This is a genomic window from Haloarcula sp. H-hyl2, assembly GCF_056934385.1.
Genome location: NZ_JBRIIJ010000002.1, coordinates 249,647 through 273,228, shown reverse-complemented (window position 1 = coordinate 273,228; position 23,582 = coordinate 249,647). Strand labels below are relative to the sequence as shown.

Sequence of the window (23,582 nt, the reverse complement as noted above, 5' to 3'; positions counted from 1 at the left end):
GGAGGGCGACAGTACTCCGAGCGACAGCGCGGGACCGCGGGGTTCATTGGGGGTGACGCGCATGGACGGGCATGGACGACTGGCTCATCGACGACGACCGTCTCTCGCTGGAGCGTAAATCGGTCCTCCCCGGCGAGGGATTCTTCGTTCCGGACTCGTTCGAGGAGGAGCAGGCAGAGGCCGAGGCCGCCGAGACACTCGCCGACGCCGGTGTCGTGGTCATCGCCGATCCCGACGCCGACGGACTCGCCTGTACCGCACTGATCCGTGAGGCCCACGGCGAGGGCGCACTGCTCCCCGCCGGCCCCCACGATATGGACGAGGCGCTGGCCTGGGCCGCCGAGTACGCCGAACCGGCGGCGACCGTCTTCGTCTGTGACCTCTGTCCGGACAGCGACGAGGATCTGGCGGCCCTGGAGTCTCTCGCCGCGCGGGTCGAACGGGTCGTCTGGTTCGACCACCACCAGTGGGACGACGACCTCGGCGCGACCGTCGACGCCGCCGGCGTCGAACGCACCGTCGGCGACAGCGACGAGGTCTGTACCGCCGACGTGGCGCTGGCAGAACTCGACCACGAGTTCGACGACCGGTGGGCCGACCTGGCCGCTGCCACGCGCGACCACGACCTCTGGATCCGCGAGGACGAGCGCAGCGACGACCTCGCCGACTTCTCGTACTGGGCCGACCCCGAGGAGTACATCGAGACCATCCAGGCACACGGCGCCGACCTCTCGCCGGAGGTCCACGAGTTCCTCGCCGAGAAACGCGTCGAGAAGGAAGCACTCATCGAGAAGGCCGTCGACCGCGCGGAACTGCGCGAGGTCGCCGGCTGGACCGTCGGCGTGACCTACGGCCGCTGCTCGCAGAACGAGGTCGCCGAGGCGCTCCGCGAGCAGGGTGCCGACGCCGCCGTCGTCGTCAAACCCGCGGGCTCCGCGTCCATCCGCGGGACCGACTCCTTCGAGCGCGCTCACGAGGTCGCCGCCCAGGTCAACGGCGGCGGCCACCCGAAGGCCGCCGGCTGCAAGCCGGATATCTACGACGACATGATGGACTACGCCCACCACTGGACGACACACGGCGCGGTGGCGAAGCAGGCGATCGTGGACGCGTTCAAGCGGTTGCCTGAGGAAGAGGTGTAGCGAGGGACTGAGCGGAGCGAAGTCCCTCGAACCGGAACGGCGACGTCAGGAGCCGTGGAGGAAGAAGGGATCGATACCGAGCGGTAGCGTACGGCGCGAGCAGCGCGAGCGCCGTTTCGCCGCACGAGCGCAGCGAGCGGGCTGTCCTGTCAGCAAACGCTGATAGGGACGGGGACGGTACACTCGAGCGCCAATGTCTGTCGCCCTCCCGCCGTGGGTCCCCGACCGTTCGACCGTGACCGGTGAACTCGCCCGTGCTGTCCTCGTCGCCGGCACACTCGTGGTGCTCGGGGAATCCGTCCGGTTCGCCGCCGTCGCCGGGCTCTGCTTCCTGGCGCTGAAACTGCTGGCCGACGTGGCCGAGGCGGTCGTCGGCGACTACGCCGACAACGCGCTGTTCGGCCTGCTCGTCCTCGGGGCGACGGCCTACGCTGTCACGCTCACGACACCGATCTGGCTCCCGCTCGCTGGGGCGCTTCTGGGTGGCTGGTTCCTGCTCGACGGCCTCCAGCACCTCCGGTACGGCGTCTCCCGGGCCGAAGTCGGCACCGCGACCGGCCACGACGGCAACCTCCTCACGGGACTCTTCCGGGCGCTTTTCGCACGCCTCCTCGAACCGATCCGACTCTGACCGCGATTACCCGTCGACGACCCACTTGTCGCTGTACCGTTCCCCACACGCGCACACCGCGTACGCGTGGACGACGTCTCCCTCGGCGTAGAGGCCGCCGACCTCCTCGTTCTGGGCCTCGGCGAAGGCGAAGACGAACTTCGTCGTGTGGTTCTCCTCCGGTTCCTCGTCGGCGACGGGACAGACGGCACCGGTCAGGTCGTCGTCGATGTGGCCTTCGGTGCCCATCGCGGCCTGTGCCAGCCCCATCGGGTCGATGCCGGTCGCCGACTGGAACGCGCTGCGCCCGTCCTCGCCCGGCAGGACCAGCACGTGGCCGTCCTCTACCGTCTCGGCGTAGTCCGCCAGCGCGCCGGGGTTCGACACCGCGTCCTCGTGGAGGAAGAAGAGGACGTCGTCGGGTCGCTCGCCCGCGAGGAACTCCGTCCGTTTGCTCATGCTGGCCCGGAGTCGTCCGGACGACAAAAGCCCCCCGCTCTCCCGGCCGACGAGAGCGGGCCTCTGTCTTTTTATTACCAGTCAGTGAAGGTACAGATATGACGACACACCACCCTGCGAAGGGCGTCGAACTGTACCGGGAGGACGACGAGTTCGTCGTCCTGGTCGAACTCTCGGGGTTCGACCGCGAGGACGTCGACCTCCGGTGGCACGACCAGCGCCTCCACGTCGAGGCCGAGCACCGCGATCCCGGCGAGCGGACGCAGGTGTTCCACCGGTCGCTGGGCCTCCCGCGACCGATCCGGGAGGACGACATCACGGCGACGATCGAGGACGGCGTCCTCGAAGTCCGCCTCCCCATCGCGGACCACGACCGGGCCGGACGGACCATCGATATCGACTGAGCCGGCCCCACAGTTTTCAGCCAGCGGGCCGATACCACGGCATATGCCCAACTACGCCGACTACGTCACCGACATCGTCCACGAACCGACCCAGGCCGACAGCCCGGGGTTCGACCTGACCGTCGCCGCAGTCTACGACGTGGTCGAACCGGGCCGTGTCGACTTCGGTGGCGGAGAACTGGAGTCGGCCGCGATCACGTCACACAGGAGCCACAAGCGCGATCACGACGACGACTACGAGTGGTGGCAGCTCCGGGAGGGACAGTATCTGATCGAATACAACGAATCCCTGGCCGAGGGCGCGACGGTCACGCTCCAGCCCCGGACGGCCATCGTCGAGCGCGGCGGGAGCCATCCCACGCTGCAGGTCGACGAACTGCCGCGGATGCCGCTCTCTGTCGGCGGTGCCGGATTGTTGGTGAAGGAGAACGCGCGGGTGAGTACGATCGTCGACGTCCAGGAGTGACGATCAGTCGTCCGCGACGGTGCCACTGGCACCGAGTCGACTGTCCGAGGCGGACGGGCCGTCGCCGGCGCTCGATAGCTCGTCGGCCGCACGGTAGAGTTCGTCGGCGACCGTCTTCTGGTTCTCGCCGAGTCGGCGCGTCGATTCCTCCAGGTCACGCACCGCTCTGTTGAGGCTCGTCAGTTCGCGGCTCCAGGAGTCCATCGAGCCGCTGAGGGTGGCCATGCTGTGCTCGAAGTCACTGCGTTCGTCGTCGGGCCCGCTGTCGTGTGTGGTCGTCATCGTATGTGGAACGATGTCCCCCATCTGTCTCGCTGCATTACCTAACCTGTTAGGTTATACCCGAGAACGAGCGCGTGTGGGACTCTCACAGGCCAGGACCGTGCTTCGATGCGCTTTTGAAGCGCGATTGATTGGAGACAGGTATGGCTGAATTCACTGTCGCCGTCTCCGACCCGGAGAGCGGCCACACGTACCAGATCGACGTCGACGGACAGGATGCGAACCGATTCATCGGCCGCGAACTCGGCGAGGAAGTCGACGGCACCGCCGTCGGCCTCGACGGCTACTCGCTGGAACTGACCGGCGGCTCGGACACGGCCGGGCGCCCGATGCGATCGGACGTCCGTGGTGCCGCGACGAAGGCTATCCTCTCGGACGGCGGCGTCGGCTTCGAGCCGACTACCGAGGGCGAGCGCAAGCGCATCACCGTCCGCGGCCGCGAGGTCAGCGACGAGACCCGCCAGATCAACGCCAAGATCGTCGCCCGCGGCAGCGAGGACGTCGACGCGCTGCTGGGCGAGGACGACGAGTAACGAGTGCCAGACCGGATCCCGAGCGACCACGACGCCGTCGAGACCCACCGGGTCTCTGTCGAGTCTATCGGCCGGACCGACCGGCCACGCGTTCCGGTTCCCGAGGACGTGGGCCTCGCGGAAGACGACGTCGTCCGACTCGCACTCGACGGCGAGCAGTACTTCGCGCTCGTCGAGACGACCTTCGAGGGCGACCTCGTCGTCACGCGCGCCGCGGACAACCGTCGCGCCGCGCGAGAGGGTGACGGCGAGAACCGCCTCGCCGAGTGGGTCGCCGAGGCCGACGTCTCCTACGGTGGGAGCGCACATCTCGACGTCGTCACCGCCGGCGAGGAGTACGGCCTGCGGACACCGGGGACCCGGACCGTCTACAGCGTGACCGGTGGGCCGGATTCGTCGCTCTCGGATATCGCGCGCGATCTGGACGGGTAAACTTCTCCCCTCTCCCGATTCTCCCGATTGATACTCGTACGTAACGCTCAATATCCGGGCCACCGTTACTACGTATATCGACTGATATGTCGGAATCCGTTATCGCGGACTTCGTCGCCAAATTCAACTCCGAAGTCTCCAGCCGGAGTGACCCGATTCGGGGGCGGGTCGTCCTCTCACAGAAGCGCCTCGTGCTGGCGGCCAGTGAGAACGACAAGCTGACGATCCCGTTGGATTCCATCTTCGACATCGCCATCGGCCAGGTACCGCCGGACCTGGGCGATTTCTTCGATTCGACGGTGACCGTCGCGTTCGAGCGCAACGGCAAACGCCTCGTCGCCGCCATCGAGGCCGGCAACGACAAGATCGAGAAGTTCGGGACGGTCCTGTTCAAGGCGATCGTCAACGGCACGGAGACGACGGTCAAGGAACGGGCCCGGGTCGGTGGGCGCGTCTCCGACGACCCGTTCCGGACCGCGCGACTCTTCCTGACGCCCGGGACTGTCGAGTTCCGCCGCGACAGCGGCACGTTCGCCATCGACCTGGAGACTGTCACCGACTTCGATCGGACGACCCGCGAGATCAACGGCTCCTCGCGCCCGGTGCTGGTCGTCCGACACATGCAGGACGGCCAGGCACTGACGACGCTGGCTGCTATCCCCTCCGCACGCAAGATGTCCATCCTCGGCCGCTATCTGCGCCGTGAGTACTCCGAACTCATGGAGGAACTCCAGAAGGTCGAACTCACGAAGGACAAGAAGGAGGTGCTCGTCGCGATGTACTCCACCGGCGATATGGGCGGGATGCCGCTGGCGAGCATCCTCGGGAAGGACTCCTCGCAGGTGTCGATGGTGCTCCAGGATCTGGACAAGGACGGACTCGTCCAGGATGGAGACGGCGGGCCGACGCTCACACCCAAGGGTAAGGTGGTCGCGAGTCGGCACCTCGAAGACGTCAACGCCTAGGTCGACGATCGAAAGCTACGGTGGTGGGAGCGTCGACGGCGATCAGTCGTCTGTCTGGATACTCGTAACGGATTCGGTGCCACATTCGGGGCACTGGAACCAGTACGAGTCACGGTCCGCGTCCGACCGGAACTCGTGACCGCACTCGTCGCACTCGTACTGTGGTTTCGACGCTGTGAGTCCGACCGTCTGCTTGACTGATTCGAGTACAGACATCGTGTCCATCAGGGCGTTACCGAGGCTGGCTGTTATAGCCTCAGCAGACGCTTCAGGCCACGAAGCTACCGATATCGTCGCCGTAGTTTGTCCAGGACGACTCGCACGAAAAGTGGCTGTTCCACCGGCCGAACGCGACTGTTCGTAGGACGGGTCGGCCGTTTCAGTCCGTGAAACCGCGTCCGAGGACCACAAGACGGCGTCGGGATTCGCCCGACGAATACCGTCGGTCAGGATCGCTCGTTCCGTTCGTCCCAGGCGTCGGCCTCGCGGTCGACCACTTCCCGGCGGAGTTCGAGGTTCACCTCGAAGCCGGCCCCGTCCAGTTCCAGACAGACCCGTTCGAGGTTCGCCTCGTAGACGTTGTAGTGGTTCCCGTCCTCGTCGACGCGCGTGTCCTCGGTCAGGAGGTCGTACTCCTGACAGACGTCGACCCGCCGGTAGATGGTCGGCTCGGAGGCGTCCAGCCCGTCGGCCAGTTGCTGGACCGACACCGGTTCGAGATTCGCCGCTGCCAGGACGCGCCGGACCTCCTCGCTGCCGAGGACGTCGAATATCGTCTCGGGATCCCAGTCTCTGTCCACGGGTGGGCAACGCGGTGCCAGGCACAAAAGCCCGTGGCCCGTCCGTGGTCAGGCCCCTCGGGCACGAGCGATGCGATCCGAGAGCGGCGGGTGGACGGCCAGCAGTACGCGCTGCCCGTCCAGCGACGTGATCGCGCCCCGTCGGACCAGCGTTTCGAGTGCGCCGGCCAGTCCGTCGCCGTGACCGTGTTCGACCGCGTAGGCGTCCGCACTCCACTCCGTCCGGCGGAGGACGGCGAGTGCGACCAGGAGGTACGGCACCACGAGAACGAACGCCGGACCCAGCAGTTCGGGCGTGAACTCCAGGACCACCAGCAGCGGCCCGGCAGCCCCGGCCAGCAGCCCGTACCGCAGGGCGACGTGGTGGTGCCGGTGGTGTCCGACCTCGTGGGCGACGACCGCGCGTATCTGTTCGGGCGAGAGCACGTCGAAGAGAGCCGCCGTGAGGAAGACGTGGCGCGTTCCGGGGAGGAATCCGGCGGCCACGGCGCTCCCGACGTGGGTCCAGTCGTCCAGCACCAGCAGGTCGACGTCCTCGGGCAGCGTGTCCGCGACGACCGCCCGCTCGGTCTCGGTCGGCCGGCGAGACTGCAGGGAGAACGCGAGCCACGCGGGTGTCGCGGCCGTGCCGAGGCCACCAGCCAGGATCGCGCCGCCCACGCGGGGCCACCCCGTCGGGAGGAGGGCGACGACACCGACCGCGAGCACGAACAGCGCCCCGGCCGCGATGCTCCGCTCCAGTTCGAACCGGAGCGCCGCCCGGTACGAGAGGGGGACGCGCTCGACGGTCCGCTGGACCGGGAGCGTCGCGATACGGACGGCAGCCACCGCGAGGACGGCCGGGAGGGCGACGGCGAGCGCTGCACCGACGATGGCGGTCGCCGGTTCGATCAGTTCCGGCAGCGTCGCCGCGACGGCCCGTCGGCCAGCCGCTGGGGTCCCGGTCGCGAGTCCCACGACGACGCCACCCGCCCAGCCCACCAGCGCGCCCCGGCGGTGGAGGCGGCGGACTGCGGTCGTCGTTGCCGGTTCGGCACGGCTATCGTCGCGGTAGCGCACGGCGCGATACCTGACGCCGGCCGCGACAAGACAGGCGACCAGCACCGTCCCGAGGAGGGCTCCGGCGTTCACGACAGTTGTCTCGGGTGGTGCCGACAAAGGCCTTGTCGACGGGCCATAGAAACGCCTTTGCCGTCCCGGTCCCGCCCTCATGACGTGTCACGCCGAGCCGACAGTGAGCCGACGGTCGCGGTCGCGGAGGTGCTCCCGGACTTTGCCGACGCGTTCCCCTTCGAGCGGTTCAACGAGATGCAGTCGGCGGCGCTGCCGGCCCTGCTGAACCACGACGACAACGTGGTCGTCAGCGCGCCGACCGCCAGCGGGAAGACCGCGCTGGCCGAGATCGCCATCTGCCGGACGCTGGCCGCGGGTGGGACGGCGCTCTTTTTGGCGCCGTTGCGCGCGCTCACCAACGAGAAAGAGAGCGAGTGGGAACGGTTCGAGGAGCTGGGCTACTCGGTGTACGTCGTCACCGGCGAGCGGGACCTCAACCCCCGCCGGGCCGAACGGGCCGACGTCCTCGTGATGACCCCGGAGAAGGCCGACTCGGCGACCCGGAAACACGACTCGCGGCGGTACCAGTTCATCACCGACGTCGACTGCTGTGTCATCGACGAGGTCCATCTGCTGGACTCGGACCGGCGGGGCGCCGTGCTGGAGGTGACGGTTTCGCGGCTCCGGCGGCTCTGTAGCCCCCGCGTGGTCGCACTGTCGGCGACGATGTCGAACATCGACGACGTCGCCGACTGGCTGGACGCCGGTGAGGCGACGACCTTCGCCTTCGGCGAGGAGTACCGCCCGGTGCCGCTGAACGCCGACGTCAAGACCTACACCCACGGCGAGAACGCCTTCGCCGACAAGTACCGGCGGCTCTACCGGGCGCTGGACCTGGCGGAACCGCACATCCGCGAGGCGGGCCAGGCGCTGGTCTTTGTCTCCTCGCGCCAGGACACCGTCCAGGCCGCAAAGAAGGCCCGCGACGAACTCACCGAGCGGGACGTCCCGATGGGCGCACGCGGGGACTACGACTTCCACAACGACGCCGCCGACCTCTCGAACGACACGCTGCGTCAGTCGGTGCTGGACGGCGTGGGCTTCCACCACGCCGGCCTGGCCCGCGAGGACAAGAACAGGGTCGAGCAGTGGTTCAAGGAGGGGAAGATCCAGTTGCTGTTCTCGACGTCGACGCTGGCCTGGGGGGTGAACCTCCCGGCCCGCTGTGTCGTCATCCGGGACACCAAGCTCCACGACCCCCTGGAGGGCGAGGTCGACATGAGCCCGCTGGACATCCTCCAGATGCTCGGGCGGGCGGGCCGACCGGGCTACGACGACCGCGGCTACGCCTGGGTCGTCTGTGACCGCTCGGACGCCGACAAATATCGTCGCCTGCTCAGAGACGGCAAGGAGATCGAGTCCCGGCTGGCGGCGGAACTGGACGCCCATCTGAACGCCGAGATCGCACTCGGGACCGTCCGTGACGTCGACGACGTGATGGAGTGGCTCGCGACGACGTTCTACTACGCCCGCGCCCAGTCGGCGCCCGACGAGTACGCCGCCGGCAGCGACCTCCGCGAGCGGGTCAGCGATACCCTCTCGGAGCTGGTCGCCGACGGCTTCGTCGAGCAGGACGGGCTGCGGATCGAGCCCACACGACTGGGACAGCTCGCCTCGAAGTTCTACCTGCGGCTGTCGACGGCCCGCCGCTTCGCGGACCTGGCCGAACGCTGTGACCGGCAGGCCGAGGCCGGCGAGGACCCGATCGACGCCGACGACGTCCTCCGGGCTGTCGCCGGCGCGACCGAGTTCGACAGCGTCAGTGCCCGCTCCGACGAGGAGGATGCCGTCCACGCGGTGCTTGGCTCGACCGCCGAGGACCTCTCTGCCGGCCAGCGGAAGGTGCTGGCCATCCTCCGATCGGGGATGACCGGGACGACCCCCTCGGAGCTCAAGAGCGACGCCTGGGTCATCCGCCAGAACGCGCTACGCCTGCTGGCCGCGCTCCGTGCGTTCCTCGACGCGCTCGCACCCGGCCGCTTCGCCAACCTCACCCGCCGGGTCGAGGCCCGCGTCGAGAACGGCATCAGCGAGGACGCGGTCGGATTGACTGCCATCGACGGCGTCGGCCAGGGGCGTGCCAGTTCGCTCGCCGCCGAGGGACTGCGGACCCCGGCAGACGTGGTCGAGGCGGGCGCCGACGGCGTGACTGCGGCCGGTCTCGGGTCGGGCGTCGCCGAGCAGGTCGTCGCCAACGCCCGCGAGCTCCCTGTCGTCGACGTCGACTGGGGGGCGTTCCCCGACACGATCGCCGCCGGGGACCGGGCGATGCGCGAGGTCACCGTCCGCAACGAGGGTGGCGACGCCCGCGCGGCCCTGCGCGTGACGGTCAACGGCCGGGAGATGACCGCCAAGCCCTCCTATCTCGGCGAGGCGACGGTCCCGGTCGCCGTCTTCGGCGCGGACGCGGACGAACTGCGCTTTACCGTCGAGGTCACTTTTCCGGACCTTCCCCTGGCGCCACTGACCGAGTCCCGGACCGTCGCTGTCCGGTAAGCCGCTCCGTCTCTCGGCTAGCGTAAAACGCCTGTAACGTACTGGATAAAACTTTTAGAACCATCTGCGCCCGTCTCACTGATCGAAAAATCAGTCTGAAACGGGATGAAATAACCCCGGTGAGCGTACACTCACTCGAATTGTCGCCAACGGTCTGCCGTTTATATGGGGGTATGGATGTAAGGGTCTGATGAGGAGGAAACCGATGTCCAGTGTGTCGCCCCACAGCTCCCCAGCAGAGTACGCCCCCGACACCAGTGCCACAGTCAGATCCATGGCCGTCCGTCCGGTTCGCTTCGTCGCGTTCTGGACGGGCGTGCTCGCACCCCTGGCCTACCCCCCACTACTGTTGGGCCAGGTCGACGGACAGTCGGTCCTCCTTGTGGGCGTGCTGCTCGCCAACGTGCTCGGCCTCCTACTGGGCCGACGCTACGGCGACCGCGCCTGACCCTGCGTTCCACCACCACCCAACACACCGATTGCGTTTCCACCACCCACCCCGTGTGTCACCACACACGCCCCCGTTTTCCCTCACTCCCCGTCGAGTAGCAACGACCGCAGGTCCGTGGCGTCGCTCGCGAGGTGGTCGACCATCGGGAGGTCAGTGTCGTCACCGTCGCCCTGGAAGCCGATGGTCGTCATGCCGGCCGCGACCGCCGCACGCGCGCCCGCGTTGGAATCCTCGATGGCCCAGCTATCGACCGGGTCGGCGCCCAGTTCGGTCGCGCCGCGCTGGTAGATGTCCGGTTCCGGCTTTCCGGGACCGTCGATGTCCTCGGCGCTGATCGCCACGTCGAACCGCGTGAGCAGGTCGAACCGCTCGTCGACGACCTCGATCCAGTCCCACGGCGCCGAGGTCGTCAGCGCCAGCGGGATGCCTGCTTCCCGTAGGTCCGACAGCAGGTCGTGTGCGCCCGGCAGGAGCGTGGCGTGCTCGCCGTAGATCTCCCGCCCGGCCTCCTCGAACAGGCCCTCGAACTCCTCGCGGGAGATAGCGACGTCGTACTCGGCGACCAGGTCGGGATAGACCTCCTTGTAGTTACGCCCGGTGATCGCTGCAACGGGGATGTCGTCGTCCGGCGCCGCCGTCGGAAGGATGTGGTCGCGCTCGATGCTGACCCAGTGGTCCTCGGACTGGACCAGCACGCCGTCCATGTCGAAACAGATTGCGGGTGGTGGGCTCGTCATTACCCCCACTCCGCGCTCGCGGGGCTTGCCTGTTGTGGCTCGGCCGAGGGTTTAGGTACGGGGACGGGCCCAGGCCGGGCCATGCACGACGGAACGCGTGTGATGGCCGGCCAGTGTACGACCGTCTTCGAGGGCTCGCGCGAGCGCGAACAGCGTGGTGACGTTCTGGTGGTGGTCAAACCGGACAACACCGTTCTGGTCCACGACGCACAGGGCTACCAGCCGGTCGCCTGGCTCACCCGGGCCGAGAGCGTCGCCGTCGAGGACGGCACGGTCACGGCCAGAGACGGCGGCGACCTCCTCCGTGTGGTCGCCCACGAGGAACACGGCAGCGCACGCTTCCCGGCTTCGAACGCCGGCGTCCCGGTCGCCGACTGTCCGGACTGTGCCGGGACGCTCGTCCGGACCCGCGGGACCGTCGCCTGCACGGCCTGCTCGCGGAGTCACGGCGTCCCCAGCGACGCCGCGGTCACGGGCGGTCGCTGTGGGGACTGCGGACTGCCGACGATCAGAGTCGAACGCGGTGACGCCTTCGAAGTCTGTCTCGACCGGGAGTGCGAGGCCATCGACGACCGGGTGATCGAGGCCTTCGACCGGCGGTGGGACTGTCCGGACTGTGGTGGTGACCTGCGGATCATCCGCCGAGGCGGTTTGCTGGCCGGCTGTGAGCAGTATCCCGACTGCGATACTGGTTTCTCGGTCCCGAGCGGACTGGTCGTCGACACCTGCGACTGTGGGCTTCCGGTGTTCGAGACTGCGGGCGGGCTTCGCTGTCTGGACAGCACCTGCGACGTCGGGGGTGCGTGACCGCGCGCGAACCCGCAGGGGCTTTGTCCCGGCGGCCGTCACTCCGGGCATGGACCTGACGCTTTCCGGCGGCCTCGTCCGGGCCGGCGAGCGCGCCCGCGAGCGGTTCTACGACTCCAGTGGCTACGGCCACGTCGAGAACGGCGGCGACCTCGCGCTCGCGCCCGTCGAGGCGGCACATCTGCTGTACCGCGGTGACATCGACAGCGTCGACGGGATGGACGTCCGTGCACTGCTGTCGTCGTCGGCGGTCTCGGAGGTCGCCTTCTTCGTCTACAAGGACCTGCGGGACCGGGGGTTCTACCTCACGCCCGCCCGCGAGGGATGGGTCGATGACCCCGAGGGCGTCGACTTCGTGGTCTACCCCCGGGGCAACGGGCCGTGGGACGACGAGGTGGCCTACCGCGTCCGCGTCGTCGGCGAGCGCGACACCGTCCCCGCGACCGAACTGGGCGACTGCGTCCTGGCGGTCGTCGACGAGGAGAGCGAGATCACCTATCTGGCGACCGAGCGACCCGACGTCGGCGGGACGAGCGAGGCGACAGTCCCGTCAGTCGAGGGGGACCTCCTGGCAGAGCGGGTGCTGTGCTGGGACCCGCCGGCAGCGCTGTACGAGCGGGCCTTCTACGGCCAGCGACTCGACGACGACGGCGCCGTCCAGCTCTCGCTGGTCGAGGCCGCCTACCTCGCCCGCGAGGGGACACTGTCGGTCGACGGCGGAACAGACGCCGTCATCGACCGCGGCCGCGAGGTCGAGGGCGAGCGGTTCGACCGGCGACTGACGGTGTACTCGACGCTTCGCGACGCCGGTGTGGTCCCCAAGACCGGCTTCAAATTCGGCGCCGACTTCCGGACCTACGCCGACGTCGAGAGCGTCGACGATCTGGGCCACTCCGAACTGCTCGTGCGCGTGCTGCCCGCCGACCACCAGTTCGGCCCGCGGGACCTCGCGTTGGACGTCCGCCTGGCCCACGGCGTGCGGAAGCAGATGGTGTTCGCGCTGGTCGCCGACGAGGTGTCGTGGCTGTCGGTTTCGCGGCTGACACCATGACCCGGAAGGCATAAGACCGTGTTCGCGTATGTCCCCGACATGGTGTCCACTTCCGTCGACGGCTGGCGCTGGCGTGACCGGGAAGTGGGCAGTCTCGCGGTCCCCGTCCGGCGGGCCTAATCCGCCGGCGAGGCCGACGATGCTCCCTCCGCTTTCTCGGCCGTGGCCTCGAGCGCACACCGACACGACACACGACACATGACGCGAGATTCACACACCGACGACGAATCGACGGACGAGCAGACAGTGGCAGACGGCGGTGAGCCCGGCAGTGTCGGGCGATCCACGTCGGGCCTTCGGTCCGACGGCGGTGAGGCGAGCGACGCGAGCCGAGCCTCGTCAGATCTCAGGTCTGACGGAGGTACCGACGCCGCCGGCGCCGACGACGTCCGACTCGACCCGTGGGGCTCCTCGACCATCGCCGACTACCGCAAACTGTTCGAACAGTTCGGCATCGAGGAGTTCGACGAGGTACTGCCTGCGGTCCCGAACCCTCACTACCTGATGCGCCGCGGCGTCATCTTCGGCCACCGGGACTACCGACCGGTCGCCGACGCCATGCGCGAGGGCGACCCGTTCGCGGCGCTGTCGGGGTTCATGCCGACCGGCGACCCCCACATCGGCCACAAGATGGTCTTCGACGAGATCATCTGGCACCAGGAGCAGGGCGCGGACGCTTACGGGCTCATCGCCGACCTCGAAGCCCACGCCGCCCGCGGGCTGACCTGGGAGGAGATCGACGAGCACGCCCGCAGCTACGTCCTCTCGTTGCTGGCGCTCGGGTTCGACCCCGAGGAGGGTGAACTGTACCGTCAGTCCGAGAACCGCGAGCTACAGGACCTGGCGTTCGAACTCGGCGCCGAGGCCAACGCCTCCGAGTTGCAGGCCATCTACGACTTCGACGGCGAGACGAACATCTCCTACATGCAGTCGGTCGTCACCCAGATGGCCGACATCCTCTACCCCCAACTCGACGAGCCCAAGCCGACGGTCATCCCCGTCGGCCCGGACCAGGATCCCCACATGCGCCTGGCGCGGGACCTGGCGGCGCGGATGCGCTACTTCGGCGTGACGGAGGCGTTCGCGAGTTTCGAGGCCGAACCGACCGAGCGGACGCTCCTCCGGCAGGCCTACGACGCCCGCGCGGAGTACGCCGAGGACCCGGACCGGCCTCGCTGTGTCGAGGCCGCCGACTGGCTCCGCGAGCACGAACCTGCGCCGGCCGAGGCCCGCGAGTCGGCCGCCGAGAAACTCGACAACGCCGGGAAGGAACCGTTGCGCCCGCGAACTCGCATCTACGACCGTAACGCCACCGAGGACGCCTTCGAGGCGCTCATCGAAGCCGTCGACGGCGAGAAACGGGTCTACGACGAGCACGTCGACGCCTTCGACCTGGACGCCGCCGAGGCCGAGGACCTGGCCCGCGAGGTCGAACTGGACAACGGCGGCTACGGCTTCGTCGCGCCGTCGTCGATCTACCACCGCTTTATGACCGGGCTGACCGGCGGGAAGATGTCCTCCTCGATTCCCGCCTCGCACATCTCGCTGCTGGACGACCCCGAGGACGGCTACGACAAGGTCAAATCGGCGACGACCGGCGGCCGCGCGACCGCCGAGGAACAGCGCGAGAAAGGCGGGAAGGCCGACGAGTGTCCGGTCTACGAACTGTACGCCTACCTCCTCTCCGGCGACGACGACGAGTTCGCCGAGGAGGTCTACGAGGAGTGTGTCGGCGGCGAACGGCTCTGCGGTGGCTGCAAGGAGCAGGCTGCCGAACTGATGGAAGCGTTCCTCGAAGACCACCAGGAGAAACGCGCCGAGTGGGAGGACCGCCTCGACGAACTCGACATCGAGTTCGACTCCGACCGGAAGCGGACCTGAGACGGGGTACTACAGCTCTTACAGCCCGTCCAGTGCCGCGACGACGACGTTTGCAGTCACTTCCGCTGCAGCCTCGCCGCCGTCGACCGCGACCTCGACGACCTCGCCGCCGGTGTCGACGAGGACGGTCGCCGCCTCGCCGCTACCTTCGATGGCAACTCTTGCTGCGTCGTTGCTCGTCTCCACGACGGTGTCGACCTGCTCGGATGCCAGCGTGGCGCCGTCGCGCACGGTCGCGTCGGGGTGGAGGTTCCCGACTTCGGGTGCAGAGAGGTCGGCCAGTGCGGACTCGATGTGTGCTGGGTCCGGCGTCGCGCCGGCGAGTCCCTCCTGGAGTTCCTCGCCGACCGCGGCGACGACGTTCGCCGGAATCTGCGTGAGGTCCAGTACCGTTCCGACCCAGCGTTCGACTGTCGATGCGTCCCGCCGTTCAGACTCGTCGTCGGGGACCATGGTTTCCGGTCTGCTCGGCTGTGGTATAGGTTTTCGGCCGCGTTTCAGCGTGAGACACGTCACAACCCTTTTGTTCGGCCGTCACAATCGGTCGCACATGGCATCCGAATCCCACCGTGCCGGCGCCGTTTGCCAGCCACCTCGCCGTCCGGGGTTCGGCTTCTTCTTCGCCGCCTGATCCGTCTGACGGGTGGCGGACTCCGGGCGCGCCAAGCGGCGTCCTCGGACGAAACCGCCCGACGAGCGAGGCGCGCTCGCGTGAAGTGAGAACCGTTAACTGAGCGACCCGCGGTTATGCCGATAACGACCGAGACACCCGTATGAAACGACCACAGGCACAGGTGGCCGTCCTGCAGGCCGCCGACGCACAGGAGGACCGACGAATCGACGACGTGGCCGACGAGGCCGACCTGCAACCGCAGGCGGCCACCCGGGCCGCGTTCGAACTGGAAGCCGACGGCCTGGTCGCCGTGAGCGAGGCGACCGTCGCCCACTACGAACTGACCGAGGAGGGCGACCGCTACGTCCGCGAGAGCCTGCCCGAGCAAGACCTCTATGCGGCCGCGATCGACGCCGGTGCCGACGAGGGCCCGGTTCAGATGGGGCAGGTCATCGGGGCGTCGGGACTGGAGGGCGGCGCCGTCGACATCGCGCTGTCGAACTACGCCCGCAAGGGGTACGGCCAGATCGACAGCGGCGAGATCACGGCCGATCCGGACGTCTCGCCCGGCAAGGACCCGGAGATGCTCGCCCTGGAGGCCGTCGCCGATGGCCGGCCCGACGACGCCGAGGACGACGCACTCGACCAACTGGAGCGCCGCGGGCTGATCGAGGTCCGCGAGGAGACCGTTCGGTCGGTGCAGTTGACCGACGACGGCGTCACCGCGCTGATGGAGGGCGTCGAGGTGGCCGAGACGGTCGACCAGCTCACCCCCGAACTGCTCACGAGCGGCGAGTGGGCGGACGTCGAGTTCACGGAGTACAACGTCGCCGCGGACGCCGAGGACCTGAGTCACGGCAAGGAGCACATCCTCCGCCAGACCGCCAACCGCGTCAAGGACACGCTGGTCGGGATGGGGTTCAAGGAGATGGAAGGCCCCCACGTCGACGCGCAGTTCTGGATCAACGACTGCCTGTTCATGCCCCAGGACCACCCGGCACGGACCCACTGGGACCAGTTCGCGCTCGAACAGCCCGACGAGATCGGTGACCTCCCAGAAGATCTGGTCGACCGGGTCCGGTCGGCCCACAAGGAGGGCGTCGGTCCCGACGGCGAGGGGTACCACTCGCCCTGGGAGGAGGACGTCGCCCGCGGGCTGGACCTCCGGGGCCACACCACCTCGCTGTCGATGCGGTACCTCTCGGGCCACGAGATCGGCGACCTGGAACCGCCACAGCGGTACTTCAGCGTCGAGAAGGTCTACCGCAACGACACGCTGGATCCGACGCACCTGCTGGAGTTCTTCCAGATCGAGGGATGGGTCATGGCCGAGGACCTCTCCGTTCGTGACCTGATGGGGACGTTCACGGAGTTCTACGAACAGTTCGGTATCACCGATCTGGAGTTCAAGCCCCACTACAACCCCTACACCGAACCGAGCTTCGAGCTGTTCGGCACCCACCCCGAGACCGGCGACATCGTCGAGGTCGGCAACTCGGGCATCTTCCGGGACGAGGTGCTGGAACCCCTGGGCGTCGACTGCGACGTGATGGCCTGGGGCCTCTCGCTGGAGCGCCTGCTGATGCTCATCTACGGCTTCGAGGACATCCGGGACGTCCACGGGACGCTGTGTGATCTGGAACTGCTGCGGGAGACGGAGGTGATGCACTGATGCCCGTCGTCGACGTCGACCCCGACGAACTGCGCCGGCTGACCGGCCACGAGGAGAAAGACGACGACGAACTCCGGGCGGACCTGTTCGATCTGGGCCTGGAGTTCGAGGGCCTGACCGAGGACGAGGAGTTCCAACTGGAGTTCGCGCCCGACCGCCTCGACCGCCTCTCCGTCGAAGGTGTCGCCCGCTCGCTGCGGTACCACTACGGCGACGACCGCGGGGTGTACGTCCCCTCGACCAACAGCGCCGAGTGGACCATCGAGGTTCAGAACCAGCCCCCCGAACGACCCTACGTTACCGGCGCGGTCGTCCGCGGCCTGGACATGGGCGAAGACGCCCTGGAGTCGCTCATCCAGGTCCAGGAGAAACTCCACGCGACGATGGGTCGCAAGCGTGCGAAAGGCGCCATCGGCGTCCACGACCTGACGATGCTCAAGGGCGAGGCCGCGACCGAGGGAACGGGCAAGTCCATCACCTACACGAGCGTCGATCCCGACGAGGAGACGTTCGTTCCCCTCGATGCCGACCGAGAGATGACGCCCAGCGAGGTGATCGCCGAGCACGAGACCGGCCAGACCTACGGAGATCTCGTGGCCGACTTCGACCGCGTGCCGGCCATCTACGACTCTATCGGGCTGTTCTCGTTCCCGCCGGTGATCAACGGCCGCCGGACCGAGGTCAGCGAGGACTCCCGTGACCTGTTCGTCGAGATGACCGGGACCGACCAGTGGACCATCGACCACATGCTGAACATCGTCTGCTACGCGCTGGAGGCCCGCGGCGGGACCGTCGAACGCGTCGACGTCGAGTACGCCGACGATGCCCCCGGCGAGTACGCCGGGCGAACCATCGAGCGGCCGGACTTCGGGACCCGGACGAAGACGGTCACGCACGACCGCATCGAGAGCATCCTCGGGGTCTCCCTGGAGGAGCGCGAGGTCGTCGACTACGCCGAACGTGCCGGCCTCGACGCGACGGAGACGCGCGACGACGGCGAACTGGCCTACGAGGTCGAGATTCCGCCCTACCGCGTCGACGTGCTCCACCCGCTGGACGTCATCGACGACATCGGTCGCGCGCTCGGGTTCAACAGCCTCGAACCGACCTATCCGGACGTCTCGACGGTCGGCGGCCGCCACGACCGCTCACGACTGGAGGACGCGGCGCGGGACGCGCTCGTTGGACTGGGCTTCGAGGACCTGCTGAACTTCCACATGACCAACGAGGCGGCGAACTTCGAGCGGATGGGGCTGGCCCCGGAGGGGGCAGCCGAAAACGCGAGCGGTGACAACCGCGAGCAGCCGGACGACGACTGTCTCGGTGCGGCCGACCCGGTCACCATCCAGGAGCCCTACAGCGAGGACTACACTATCCTCCGGACGTGGGCGCTCCCCTCGCTCATGATGGTTCTGGAGAACAACACCCACCGGCGGTACCCCCAGGACCTCGCGGAGATCGGGCTGGCGGCCCACGTCGACGACGACGTGAACACGGGCGCCGCCGAGCGCCAGACGGTCGCGGCCGTCCTCGCACGCACTGACGCCTCCTACGAGGACGCGAAAGCCCGTCTGCAGGCCCTGGCGGACTCGTTCGACGCCGACCTGGAGACGCCACCGACCAGCCACCCCTCGTTCATCCCTGGTCGGGCCGCGGAGGTCGTCCTCGACGGCGAGTCCGCCGGCGTGATCGGTGAGATCCACCCGAAGGTACTGGTCGAACACGACCTGGAACTACCGGTGGCGGGCTTCGAGTTCCGGCTAGACGCGCTGGAGTAGGATTGCGAGCGACTGGCGGGAGCGAGCGCTTTTTCGCCCACGTTTTTCGAGGTGGGTGTGCGAGCGTGGCGAGCACACCCACTGATGAAAAAGGTGGTCGCAATACGATCTGGAACTACCGGTGGCGGGCTTCGAGTTCCGGCTAGACGCGCTGGAGTAACCCGGACGCCTGGCGTTGTTATCACTCCTCGCCCGGGTAGACGGACTCCACCTCGTCGGACTGGTCGGTCTCGTCGACCTCGACGACGACTGTCGAGGAGAGTCTGTTGAACAGCCGTAACCCCTCTTTCTCGAAGGCGAGCCAGCCGACGAGACAGTCGATCGGCAGCAGGAACGCTTTCCCGAAGCTCTCGACGGCCGCAGTCCCGTAGCCGATGGGTTCGCCGCGCTCGTCGGCGACGGCGATGTCCATCACGGTCTTGCCGGCCGACTGGCCCTGGTACCCCTCCAGGCAGGTCCAATAGAGGAAGAGTGCGAGTCCGTTCAGTCCCGCGAACGGGGACGTCGAGAGACTGCCGGTCAACAGTGAGAACACGCCGGCGATCTGCCCCAGTCCGGCGAGTACGCCGCCGACGACGATGACGTCGACGAGCCACGCGAGGAATCTGTCGCCCCAGGACGCGATGTGGAGTGTCCGGCGACCGTCGGCCATACCAGTGCCCACTCTCACCCAGTACTTCAGCCTTCAGCGGGCTGCGCCGATCGCGTCCCTCAGAGGTCGGCGCCGACCGCGTCCTCGATGCTATCGAATCCGTCCTCTTCGAGGAGTTCGAGTAGCCCCTCGTTGATCTCGCGGGCGATCGACGGGCCACGGTAGACCAGACCCGTATACAACTGCACGAGCGAGGCGCCGGCCCGGATCTTCCGGTAGGCCCCCTCTGCTGTCGAGACGCCGCCGACGCCGACGACGGGGACGTCGACGCGCTCGGCGACGAACCGGACCATCCGGGTCGCGTCGCTCTCTATCGGCTTCCCCGAGAGGCCACCCTGCTCGCTCGCGTTGGGCGAGCGCAGACTGGCCGGTCGCTCGGTCGTCGTGTTCGTCGCGACCACGCCGTCCAGTCCGAGTTCGGTGACCAGATCCAGCGCGTCTTCGACAGCTGGGTCCGGGAGGTCCGGCGAGAGCTTCACGAGTAGCGGCCCCGCACCGGCGTCCTGCAGTTCGCCGAGGATCGCTTCCATCGCGTCGCGGTTCTGGAGTTCCTCGAACCCCTCGGAGTTGGGACAGGAGACGTTGACGACGAAGAAATCGCCGCCCTCGGCGACCCGCTCGTAGGTGTAGCGGTAGTCCGCGGGCGCGTCGTCGGTCCCGACGTGCTCGCTCTTGGCGATGTTGACACCGACCGGGAACGGCGCGTCGGTCCGGGCCAACCGCTCGCCGATGACGTCGGCTCCGTCGTTGTTCAGCCCCATCCGGTTGATGATTCCCTCGTCCTCCCGGAGGCGGAACATCCGCGGGCGGGCGTTGCCGGTCTGTGGCTCGGCGGTGACGCCCCCGACCTCGACGAAGCCGAAGCCGAGTGCGGCCAGGACCGCCGGGACCGTCGCGTTCTTGTCGAACCCGGCAGCGACACCGACCGGGTTGTCGAAGCGCTGTCCGAAGGCTTCGACCTGAAGCCGGTCGTCGGCCACCGTGTAGTGACTTGCCAGCAGGTCCGCGACTGGGGTCCCGTCAACGGCTTCGAGTAGTCGATGGACGCTCGTGTTGGCCGTCTCTGCCGGGAGCGAGAACAGGATCGGTTTCGCGATATCGTAGAGTCTCATTGGGGAGTCGGCACCGTCGCGGATCCACAGCCCCGTGACGGTGCGTCAGAAATCGTGTTCAACGTCCTCGGGGTCTGCTTTCTGGATAATAATCTTGTTGTCACGCACGCGCACGAACACTTCGTCGCCGATCTCCATCCCGGCGACTGCGAGTTCGTCCTCGTGGATGTTGATATGTACGTTGTGGTATTCGCCGTCTTCGTCTTTGGCGCCACTCGGACTGAGCTTCTTCTTTCGCACCATCGCGCTATCCTATTCCGTGCATCACCGCAGGATGCACTTAAGTCTACCGTGCGGCCGACGTCAGATTCGTCGTCGACCCGTCGTTGGCCCCGGTTGACGCCCGGACTCGACGGGTAATTTCGCGGGACGTATTTAAACGCACCCCGGGACGGGAGCCGGATACGGGGGTATATTTATATTGTGCCATGTGCTGAATTGACATGGAGTGGCGAAACCATGGCACGTGACAGTGACAAGCGCAACTTCGCGCTGCGCGAGGACGGTGACGAATCGAGCGTCTTCTCAGGCGGAACACCCCGGCAGGCTGCACTGAAGGCAGCCCGACGGCTCGACCCAGCCGACAGTGAAGACGATGCCGACCGGCAGGAGATCAGACTGCGGGAGAAAGGAACCCACAAGGTCCACATCTACGAGGCGTGGGCCTGGCGGGAGGAAGCCCCGGACGACAAGCCAGACTGGATGCCCGGTAACATCACGAAAGGGAACGTCTCGAAACAGGGCGTCGATCACCTCGACGACCTCTGACGCCGCGACCGGCTTTTTCCCGGCACATCCCGTTGTGCACTGCCGTCGATAGGACACTTCCTCGCGTTTCGATTCCGTCGGTGCTCGACTCGCGTGCAACGATACAGCGGCCCATGGAATCGCATGACGTAGCGGGTGTAGTTCGACGGGGTTAAGTGTGACACCGTCCTCGGAAGAAATACGAAGGCGACGCGGGGAACCGCCCCACGACGCCACGGCAGCCATCCGATGCCCTTAAGTGTAACAGGGCATTCGGAATGGATGCACACGAGGTCCGGTCGGACGCGACAGGTTCCGACCGGCCCGGACCGAACGCGACACGCGTCGCACGGACAACTCGAAGCCTTTATGGTGGCTTCGGGACAACACTCAGGTCCGGAGTAAATGAGGATTCCACCCCTGCGGTCCGCCGTCAAGATGGGATCTGATGTTAGCCCTGATAGTTCGGTGACACTCGGTCGTCGAGTGTCCTCGAACACCCTTCGATAGCGACCACACCCCTTTGTGGGTGTGATCCCGCCTAACCCCCCGGCCTCGTGCCGGGATACATTCCGGTTGATCCTGCCGGAGGCCATTGCTATCGGAGTCCGATTTAGCCATGCTAGTCGCGCGGGTTTAGACCCGCGGCATATAGCTCAGTAACACGTGGCCAAACTACCCTATGGACAGGCATAACCTCGGGAAACTGAGGCTAATACCTGATACAGCTCTCATGTTGGAGTGCCGAGAGCTGGAAACGTTCCGGCGCCATAGGATGTGGCTGCGGCCGATTAGGTAGATGGTGGGGTAACGGCCCACCATGCCCATAATCGGTACGGGTTGTGAGAGCAAGAGCCCGGAGACGGTATCTGAGACAAGATACCGGGCCCTACGGGGCGCAGCAGGCGCGAAACCTTTACACTGCACGACAGTGCGATAAGGGGACTCCGAGTGCGAGGGCATATAGCCCTCGCTTTTCTGTACCGTAGGGTGGTACAGGAACAAGGACTGGGCAAGACCGGTGCCAGCCGCCGCGGTAATACCGGCAGTCCGAGTGATGGCCGATATTATTGGGCCTAAAGCGTCCGTAGCCGGCCGGACAAGTCCGTTGGGAAATCGACGCGCTCAACGCGTCGGCGTCCAGCGGAAACTGTCCGGCTTGGGGCCAGAAGATCTGAGGGGTACGTCCGGGGTAGGAGTGAAATCCCGTAATCCTGGACGGACCACCGGTGGCGAAAGCGCCTCAGAAAGATGGACCCGACGGTGAGGGACGAAAGCTAGGGTCTCGAACCGGATTAGATACCCGGGTAGTCCTAGCCGTAAACAATGCTCACTAGGTGTGACGCAGGCTACGAGCCTGCGTTGTGCCCTAGGGAAGCCGAGAAGTGAGCCGCCTGGGAAGTACGTCCGCAAGGATGAAACTTAAAGGAATTGGCGGGGGAGCACTACAACCGGAGGAGCCTGCGGTTTAATTGGACTCAACGCCGGACATCTCACCGGTCCCGACAGTAGTAATGACGGTCAGGTTGACGACTTTACCCGACGCTACTGAGAGGAGGTGCATGGCCGCCGTCAGCTCGTACCGTGAGGCGTCCTGTTAAGTCAGGCAACGAGCGAGACCCGCACTTCTAGTTGCCAGCAACACCCTTGTGGTGGTTGGGTACACTAGGAGGACTGCCGCTGCTAAAGCGGAGGAAGGAACGGGCAACGGTAGGTCAGTATGCCCCGAATGGACCGGGCAACACGCGGGCTACAATGGCCGGGACAATGTGATGCCACGCCGAGAGGCGGAGCTAATCACCTAAACCTGGTCGTAGTTCGGATTGCGGGCTGAAACTCGCCCGCATGAAGCTGGATTCGGTAGTAATCGCGTGTCATAAGCGCGCGGTGAATACGTCCCTGCTCCTTGCACACACCGCCCGTCAAAGCACCCGAGTGAGGTCCGGATGAAGCCAGCATGCGCTGGTTGAATCTGGGCTTCGCAAGGGGGCTTAAGTCGTAACAAGGTAGCCGTAGGGGAATCTGCGGCTGGATCACCTCCTACTGATCGGGACTGGGGCTCTGCCCCAGCCCACCTAACGGGTCGTTCGAGGTCGTCGGCGACCGAGCACCTATGAACTATCAGGGCTAACGACTGCAGCACCTGTCGGGCCCATAGCTCAGCGGCAGAGCGCCGCCTTTGCAAGGCGGAAGCCCTGGGTTCAAATCCCAGTGGGTCCATACGACGTACCGGGTTCGAACCGTGCCCCTTAAGTGTGGGACAGTGTTCGAACGTGGTACGACGACTGATGCACCAATCCGGGTGAAACCGCGATTGGGAAGGGTCGATTCGCCTACCATCTCCACCTTGGGGGCGAGTATGAAACCGTGTGTACGTGC

General features: G+C 66.9%; 25 protein-coding genes, 1 tRNA gene and 1 rRNA gene. 17 read left to right on the top strand and 10 right to left on the bottom strand.

Annotated elements, in window-relative coordinates; genetic code table 11:
* Positions 1-71: 71 nt before the first annotated feature.
* Together Hhyl2_RS11080 and Hhyl2_RS11075 are read left to right on the top strand one after the other, a co-directional pair.
* Positions 72-1,142: a DHH family phosphoesterase gene (locus Hhyl2_RS11080; protein ID WP_483550833.1), complete on the top strand. Its 1,071-nt coding sequence runs from the start codon at positions 72-74 to the stop codon at positions 1,140-1,142.
* 193 nt (positions 1,143-1,335) lie between these two features.
* Positions 1,336-1,773 carry a hypothetical protein gene (locus Hhyl2_RS11075; protein WP_483550832.1) on the top strand — a complete coding sequence of 146 codons (438 nt, stop codon included), beginning with the start codon at positions 1,336-1,338 and terminating at the stop codon, positions 1,771-1,773.
* A 6-nt stretch (positions 1,774-1,779) separates the two neighbouring features.
* Here the strand turns inward: Hhyl2_RS11075 and Hhyl2_RS11070 are convergent, their stop codons facing one another.
* A complete protein-coding gene (locus tag Hhyl2_RS11070; protein ID WP_483550831.1) occupies positions 1,780-2,211 on the bottom strand; it encodes a DUF5807 family protein in 432 nt (143 codons plus the stop codon).
* Positions 2,212-2,309: 98 nt separating this feature from the next.
* Here Hhyl2_RS11070 and Hhyl2_RS11065 point away from each other — a divergent pair, with 98 nt between their 5' ends.
* Together Hhyl2_RS11065 and Hhyl2_RS11060 are read left to right on the top strand one after the other, a co-directional pair.
* A complete protein-coding gene (locus Hhyl2_RS11065; protein WP_483550830.1) occupies positions 2,310-2,615 on the top strand; it encodes an Hsp20/alpha crystallin family protein in 306 nt (101 codons plus the stop codon).
* Positions 2,616-2,658: 43 nt separating this feature from the next.
* Positions 2,659-3,081, top strand: a complete 423-nt coding sequence (locus Hhyl2_RS11060; protein ID WP_483550829.1) for a dCTP deaminase/dUTPase family protein — start codon at positions 2,659-2,661, stop codon at positions 3,079-3,081.
* Between the two features lie 3 nt (positions 3,082-3,084).
* Here the strand turns inward: Hhyl2_RS11060 and Hhyl2_RS11055 are convergent, their stop codons facing one another.
* The gene (locus Hhyl2_RS11055) at positions 3,085-3,363 is read right to left on the bottom strand and encodes a hypothetical protein (RefSeq protein ID WP_483550828.1); all 279 of its coding nucleotides are present in this window, start codon (positions 3,361-3,363) and stop codon (positions 3,085-3,087) included.
* A gap of 143 nt (positions 3,364-3,506) precedes the next feature.
* Between Hhyl2_RS11055 and Hhyl2_RS11050 the strand changes: the two genes are divergently transcribed.
* The 3 genes from Hhyl2_RS11050 to Hhyl2_RS11040 all read left to right on the top strand — a co-directional run bounded on the left by Hhyl2_RS11050 (position 3,507) and on the right by Hhyl2_RS11040 (position 5,293).
* A complete protein-coding gene (locus Hhyl2_RS11050) occupies positions 3,507-3,896 on the top strand; it encodes a 30S ribosomal protein S6e (protein ID WP_483550827.1) in 390 nt (129 codons plus the stop codon).
* Positions 3,897-3,899: 3 nt separating this feature from the next.
* Positions 3,900-4,328 carry a DUF7112 family protein gene (locus Hhyl2_RS11045; protein ID WP_483550826.1) on the top strand — a complete coding sequence of 143 codons (429 nt, stop codon included), beginning with the start codon at positions 3,900-3,902 and terminating at the stop codon, positions 4,326-4,328.
* A gap of 86 nt (positions 4,329-4,414) precedes the next feature.
* Entirely contained in the window at positions 4,415-5,293 is an 879-nt protein-coding gene (locus tag Hhyl2_RS11040) for a CheF family chemotaxis protein (RefSeq protein ID WP_483550825.1), read from the top strand.
* Positions 5,294-5,335: 42 nt separating this feature from the next.
* Here Hhyl2_RS11040 and Hhyl2_RS11035 read toward each other — a convergent pair whose 3' ends face one another.
* The 3 genes from Hhyl2_RS11035 to Hhyl2_RS11025 form a co-directional block, all read right to left on the bottom strand.
* On the bottom strand, positions 5,336-5,518 hold the full coding sequence (locus tag Hhyl2_RS11035) for a hypothetical protein (protein ID WP_483550824.1): 183 nt from the start codon (positions 5,516-5,518) through the stop codon (positions 5,336-5,338).
* Positions 5,519-5,739: 221 nt separating this feature from the next.
* Positions 5,740-6,093 (bottom strand): hypothetical protein, encoded by a 354-nt coding sequence (locus Hhyl2_RS11030; protein ID WP_483550823.1) that lies wholly within the window; start codon positions 6,091-6,093, stop codon positions 5,740-5,742.
* A 48-nt stretch (positions 6,094-6,141) separates the two neighbouring features.
* Positions 6,142-7,224 carry a M48 family metallopeptidase gene (locus tag Hhyl2_RS11025; protein ID WP_483550822.1) on the bottom strand — a complete coding sequence of 361 codons (1,083 nt, stop codon included), beginning with the start codon at positions 7,222-7,224 and terminating at the stop codon, positions 6,142-6,144.
* Positions 7,225-7,308: 84 nt separating this feature from the next.
* Here Hhyl2_RS11025 and Hhyl2_RS11020 point away from each other — a divergent pair, with 84 nt between their 5' ends.
* Both Hhyl2_RS11020 and Hhyl2_RS11015 read left to right on the top strand, forming a co-directional pair.
* On the top strand, positions 7,309-9,702 hold the full coding sequence (locus Hhyl2_RS11020) for a DEAD/DEAH box helicase (RefSeq protein WP_483550821.1): 2,394 nt from the start codon (positions 7,309-7,311) through the stop codon (positions 9,700-9,702).
* Positions 9,703-9,907: 205 nt separating this feature from the next.
* Positions 9,908-10,150, top strand: coding sequence for a DUF8028 family protein (locus tag Hhyl2_RS11015; RefSeq protein ID WP_483550820.1), 243 nt, complete (start codon positions 9,908-9,910; stop codon positions 10,148-10,150).
* Between the two features lie 83 nt (positions 10,151-10,233).
* Here the strand turns inward: Hhyl2_RS11015 and Hhyl2_RS11010 are convergent, their stop codons facing one another.
* Positions 10,234-10,890 carry an HAD family hydrolase gene (locus Hhyl2_RS11010; RefSeq protein ID WP_483550819.1) on the bottom strand — a complete coding sequence of 219 codons (657 nt, stop codon included), beginning with the start codon at positions 10,888-10,890 and terminating at the stop codon, positions 10,234-10,236.
* 81 nt (positions 10,891-10,971) lie between these two features.
* Here Hhyl2_RS11010 and Hhyl2_RS11005 point away from each other — a divergent pair, with 81 nt between their 5' ends.
* The 3 genes from Hhyl2_RS11005 to Hhyl2_RS10995 all read left to right on the top strand — a co-directional run bounded on the left by Hhyl2_RS11005 (position 10,972) and on the right by Hhyl2_RS10995 (position 14,629).
* The gene (locus tag Hhyl2_RS11005; protein ID WP_483550818.1) at positions 10,972-11,697 is read left to right on the top strand and encodes a DUF91 domain-containing protein; all 726 of its coding nucleotides are present in this window, start codon (positions 10,972-10,974) and stop codon (positions 11,695-11,697) included.
* A gap of 49 nt (positions 11,698-11,746) precedes the next feature.
* Positions 11,747-12,748, top strand: coding sequence for a tRNA-intron lyase (gene endA, locus Hhyl2_RS11000; RefSeq protein WP_483550817.1), 1,002 nt, complete (start codon positions 11,747-11,749; stop codon positions 12,746-12,748).
* Between the two features lie 198 nt (positions 12,749-12,946).
* A complete protein-coding gene (locus Hhyl2_RS10995) occupies positions 12,947-14,629 on the top strand; it encodes a tryptophan--tRNA ligase (protein ID WP_483550816.1) in 1,683 nt (560 codons plus the stop codon).
* Positions 14,630-14,647: 18 nt separating this feature from the next.
* Here Hhyl2_RS10995 and Hhyl2_RS10990 read toward each other — a convergent pair whose 3' ends face one another.
* Positions 14,648-15,082 carry a hypothetical protein gene (locus Hhyl2_RS10990; RefSeq protein WP_483550815.1) on the bottom strand — a complete coding sequence of 145 codons (435 nt, stop codon included), beginning with the start codon at positions 15,080-15,082 and terminating at the stop codon, positions 14,648-14,650.
* 320 nt (positions 15,083-15,402) lie between these two features.
* Here Hhyl2_RS10990 and pheS point away from each other — a divergent pair, with 320 nt between their 5' ends.
* Positions 15,403-16,914, top strand: coding sequence for a phenylalanine--tRNA ligase subunit alpha (gene pheS / locus Hhyl2_RS10985; RefSeq protein ID WP_483550814.1), 1,512 nt, complete (start codon positions 15,403-15,405; stop codon positions 16,912-16,914).
* On the top strand, positions 16,914-18,692 hold the full coding sequence (pheT, locus tag Hhyl2_RS10980; RefSeq protein WP_483550813.1) for a phenylalanine--tRNA ligase subunit beta: 1,779 nt from the start codon (positions 16,914-16,916) through the stop codon (positions 18,690-18,692). The genes pheS and pheT overlap by 1 nt, the downstream gene beginning before the upstream one ends.
* 181 nt (positions 18,693-18,873) lie before the next feature.
* Here pheT and Hhyl2_RS10975 read toward each other — a convergent pair whose 3' ends face one another.
* From Hhyl2_RS10975 to Hhyl2_RS10965, 3 genes are read right to left on the bottom strand one after another with little or no spacing between them, the layout of a single operon-like run.
* On the bottom strand, positions 18,874-19,344 hold the full coding sequence (locus Hhyl2_RS10975; RefSeq protein WP_483550812.1) for an RDD family protein: 471 nt from the start codon (positions 19,342-19,344) through the stop codon (positions 18,874-18,876).
* Positions 19,345-19,403: 59 nt separating this feature from the next.
* A complete protein-coding gene (locus tag Hhyl2_RS10970; protein ID WP_483550811.1) occupies positions 19,404-20,456 on the bottom strand; it encodes a quinone-dependent dihydroorotate dehydrogenase in 1,053 nt (350 codons plus the stop codon).
* Between the two features lie 45 nt (positions 20,457-20,501).
* Positions 20,502-20,699, bottom strand: coding sequence for a hypothetical protein (locus Hhyl2_RS10965; protein WP_276179174.1), 198 nt, complete (start codon positions 20,697-20,699; stop codon positions 20,502-20,504).
* A 216-nt stretch (positions 20,700-20,915) separates the two neighbouring features.
* Here Hhyl2_RS10965 and Hhyl2_RS10960 point away from each other — a divergent pair, with 216 nt between their 5' ends.
* The 3 genes from Hhyl2_RS10960 (at position 20,916) to Hhyl2_RS10950 (ending at position 23,423) form a co-directional block, all read left to right on the top strand.
* Positions 20,916-21,224: a non-histone chromosomal MC1 family protein gene (locus tag Hhyl2_RS10960; RefSeq protein ID WP_483550810.1), complete on the top strand. Its 309-nt coding sequence runs from the start codon at positions 20,916-20,918 to the stop codon at positions 21,222-21,224.
* 548 nt (positions 21,225-21,772) lie between these two features.
* A 16S ribosomal RNA gene (locus tag Hhyl2_RS10955) occupies positions 21,773-23,245 on the top strand.
* A 106-nt stretch (positions 23,246-23,351) separates the two neighbouring features.
* Positions 23,352-23,423 (top strand) — tRNA-Ala (locus tag Hhyl2_RS10950).
* Positions 23,424-23,582 lie beyond the last annotated feature (159 nt).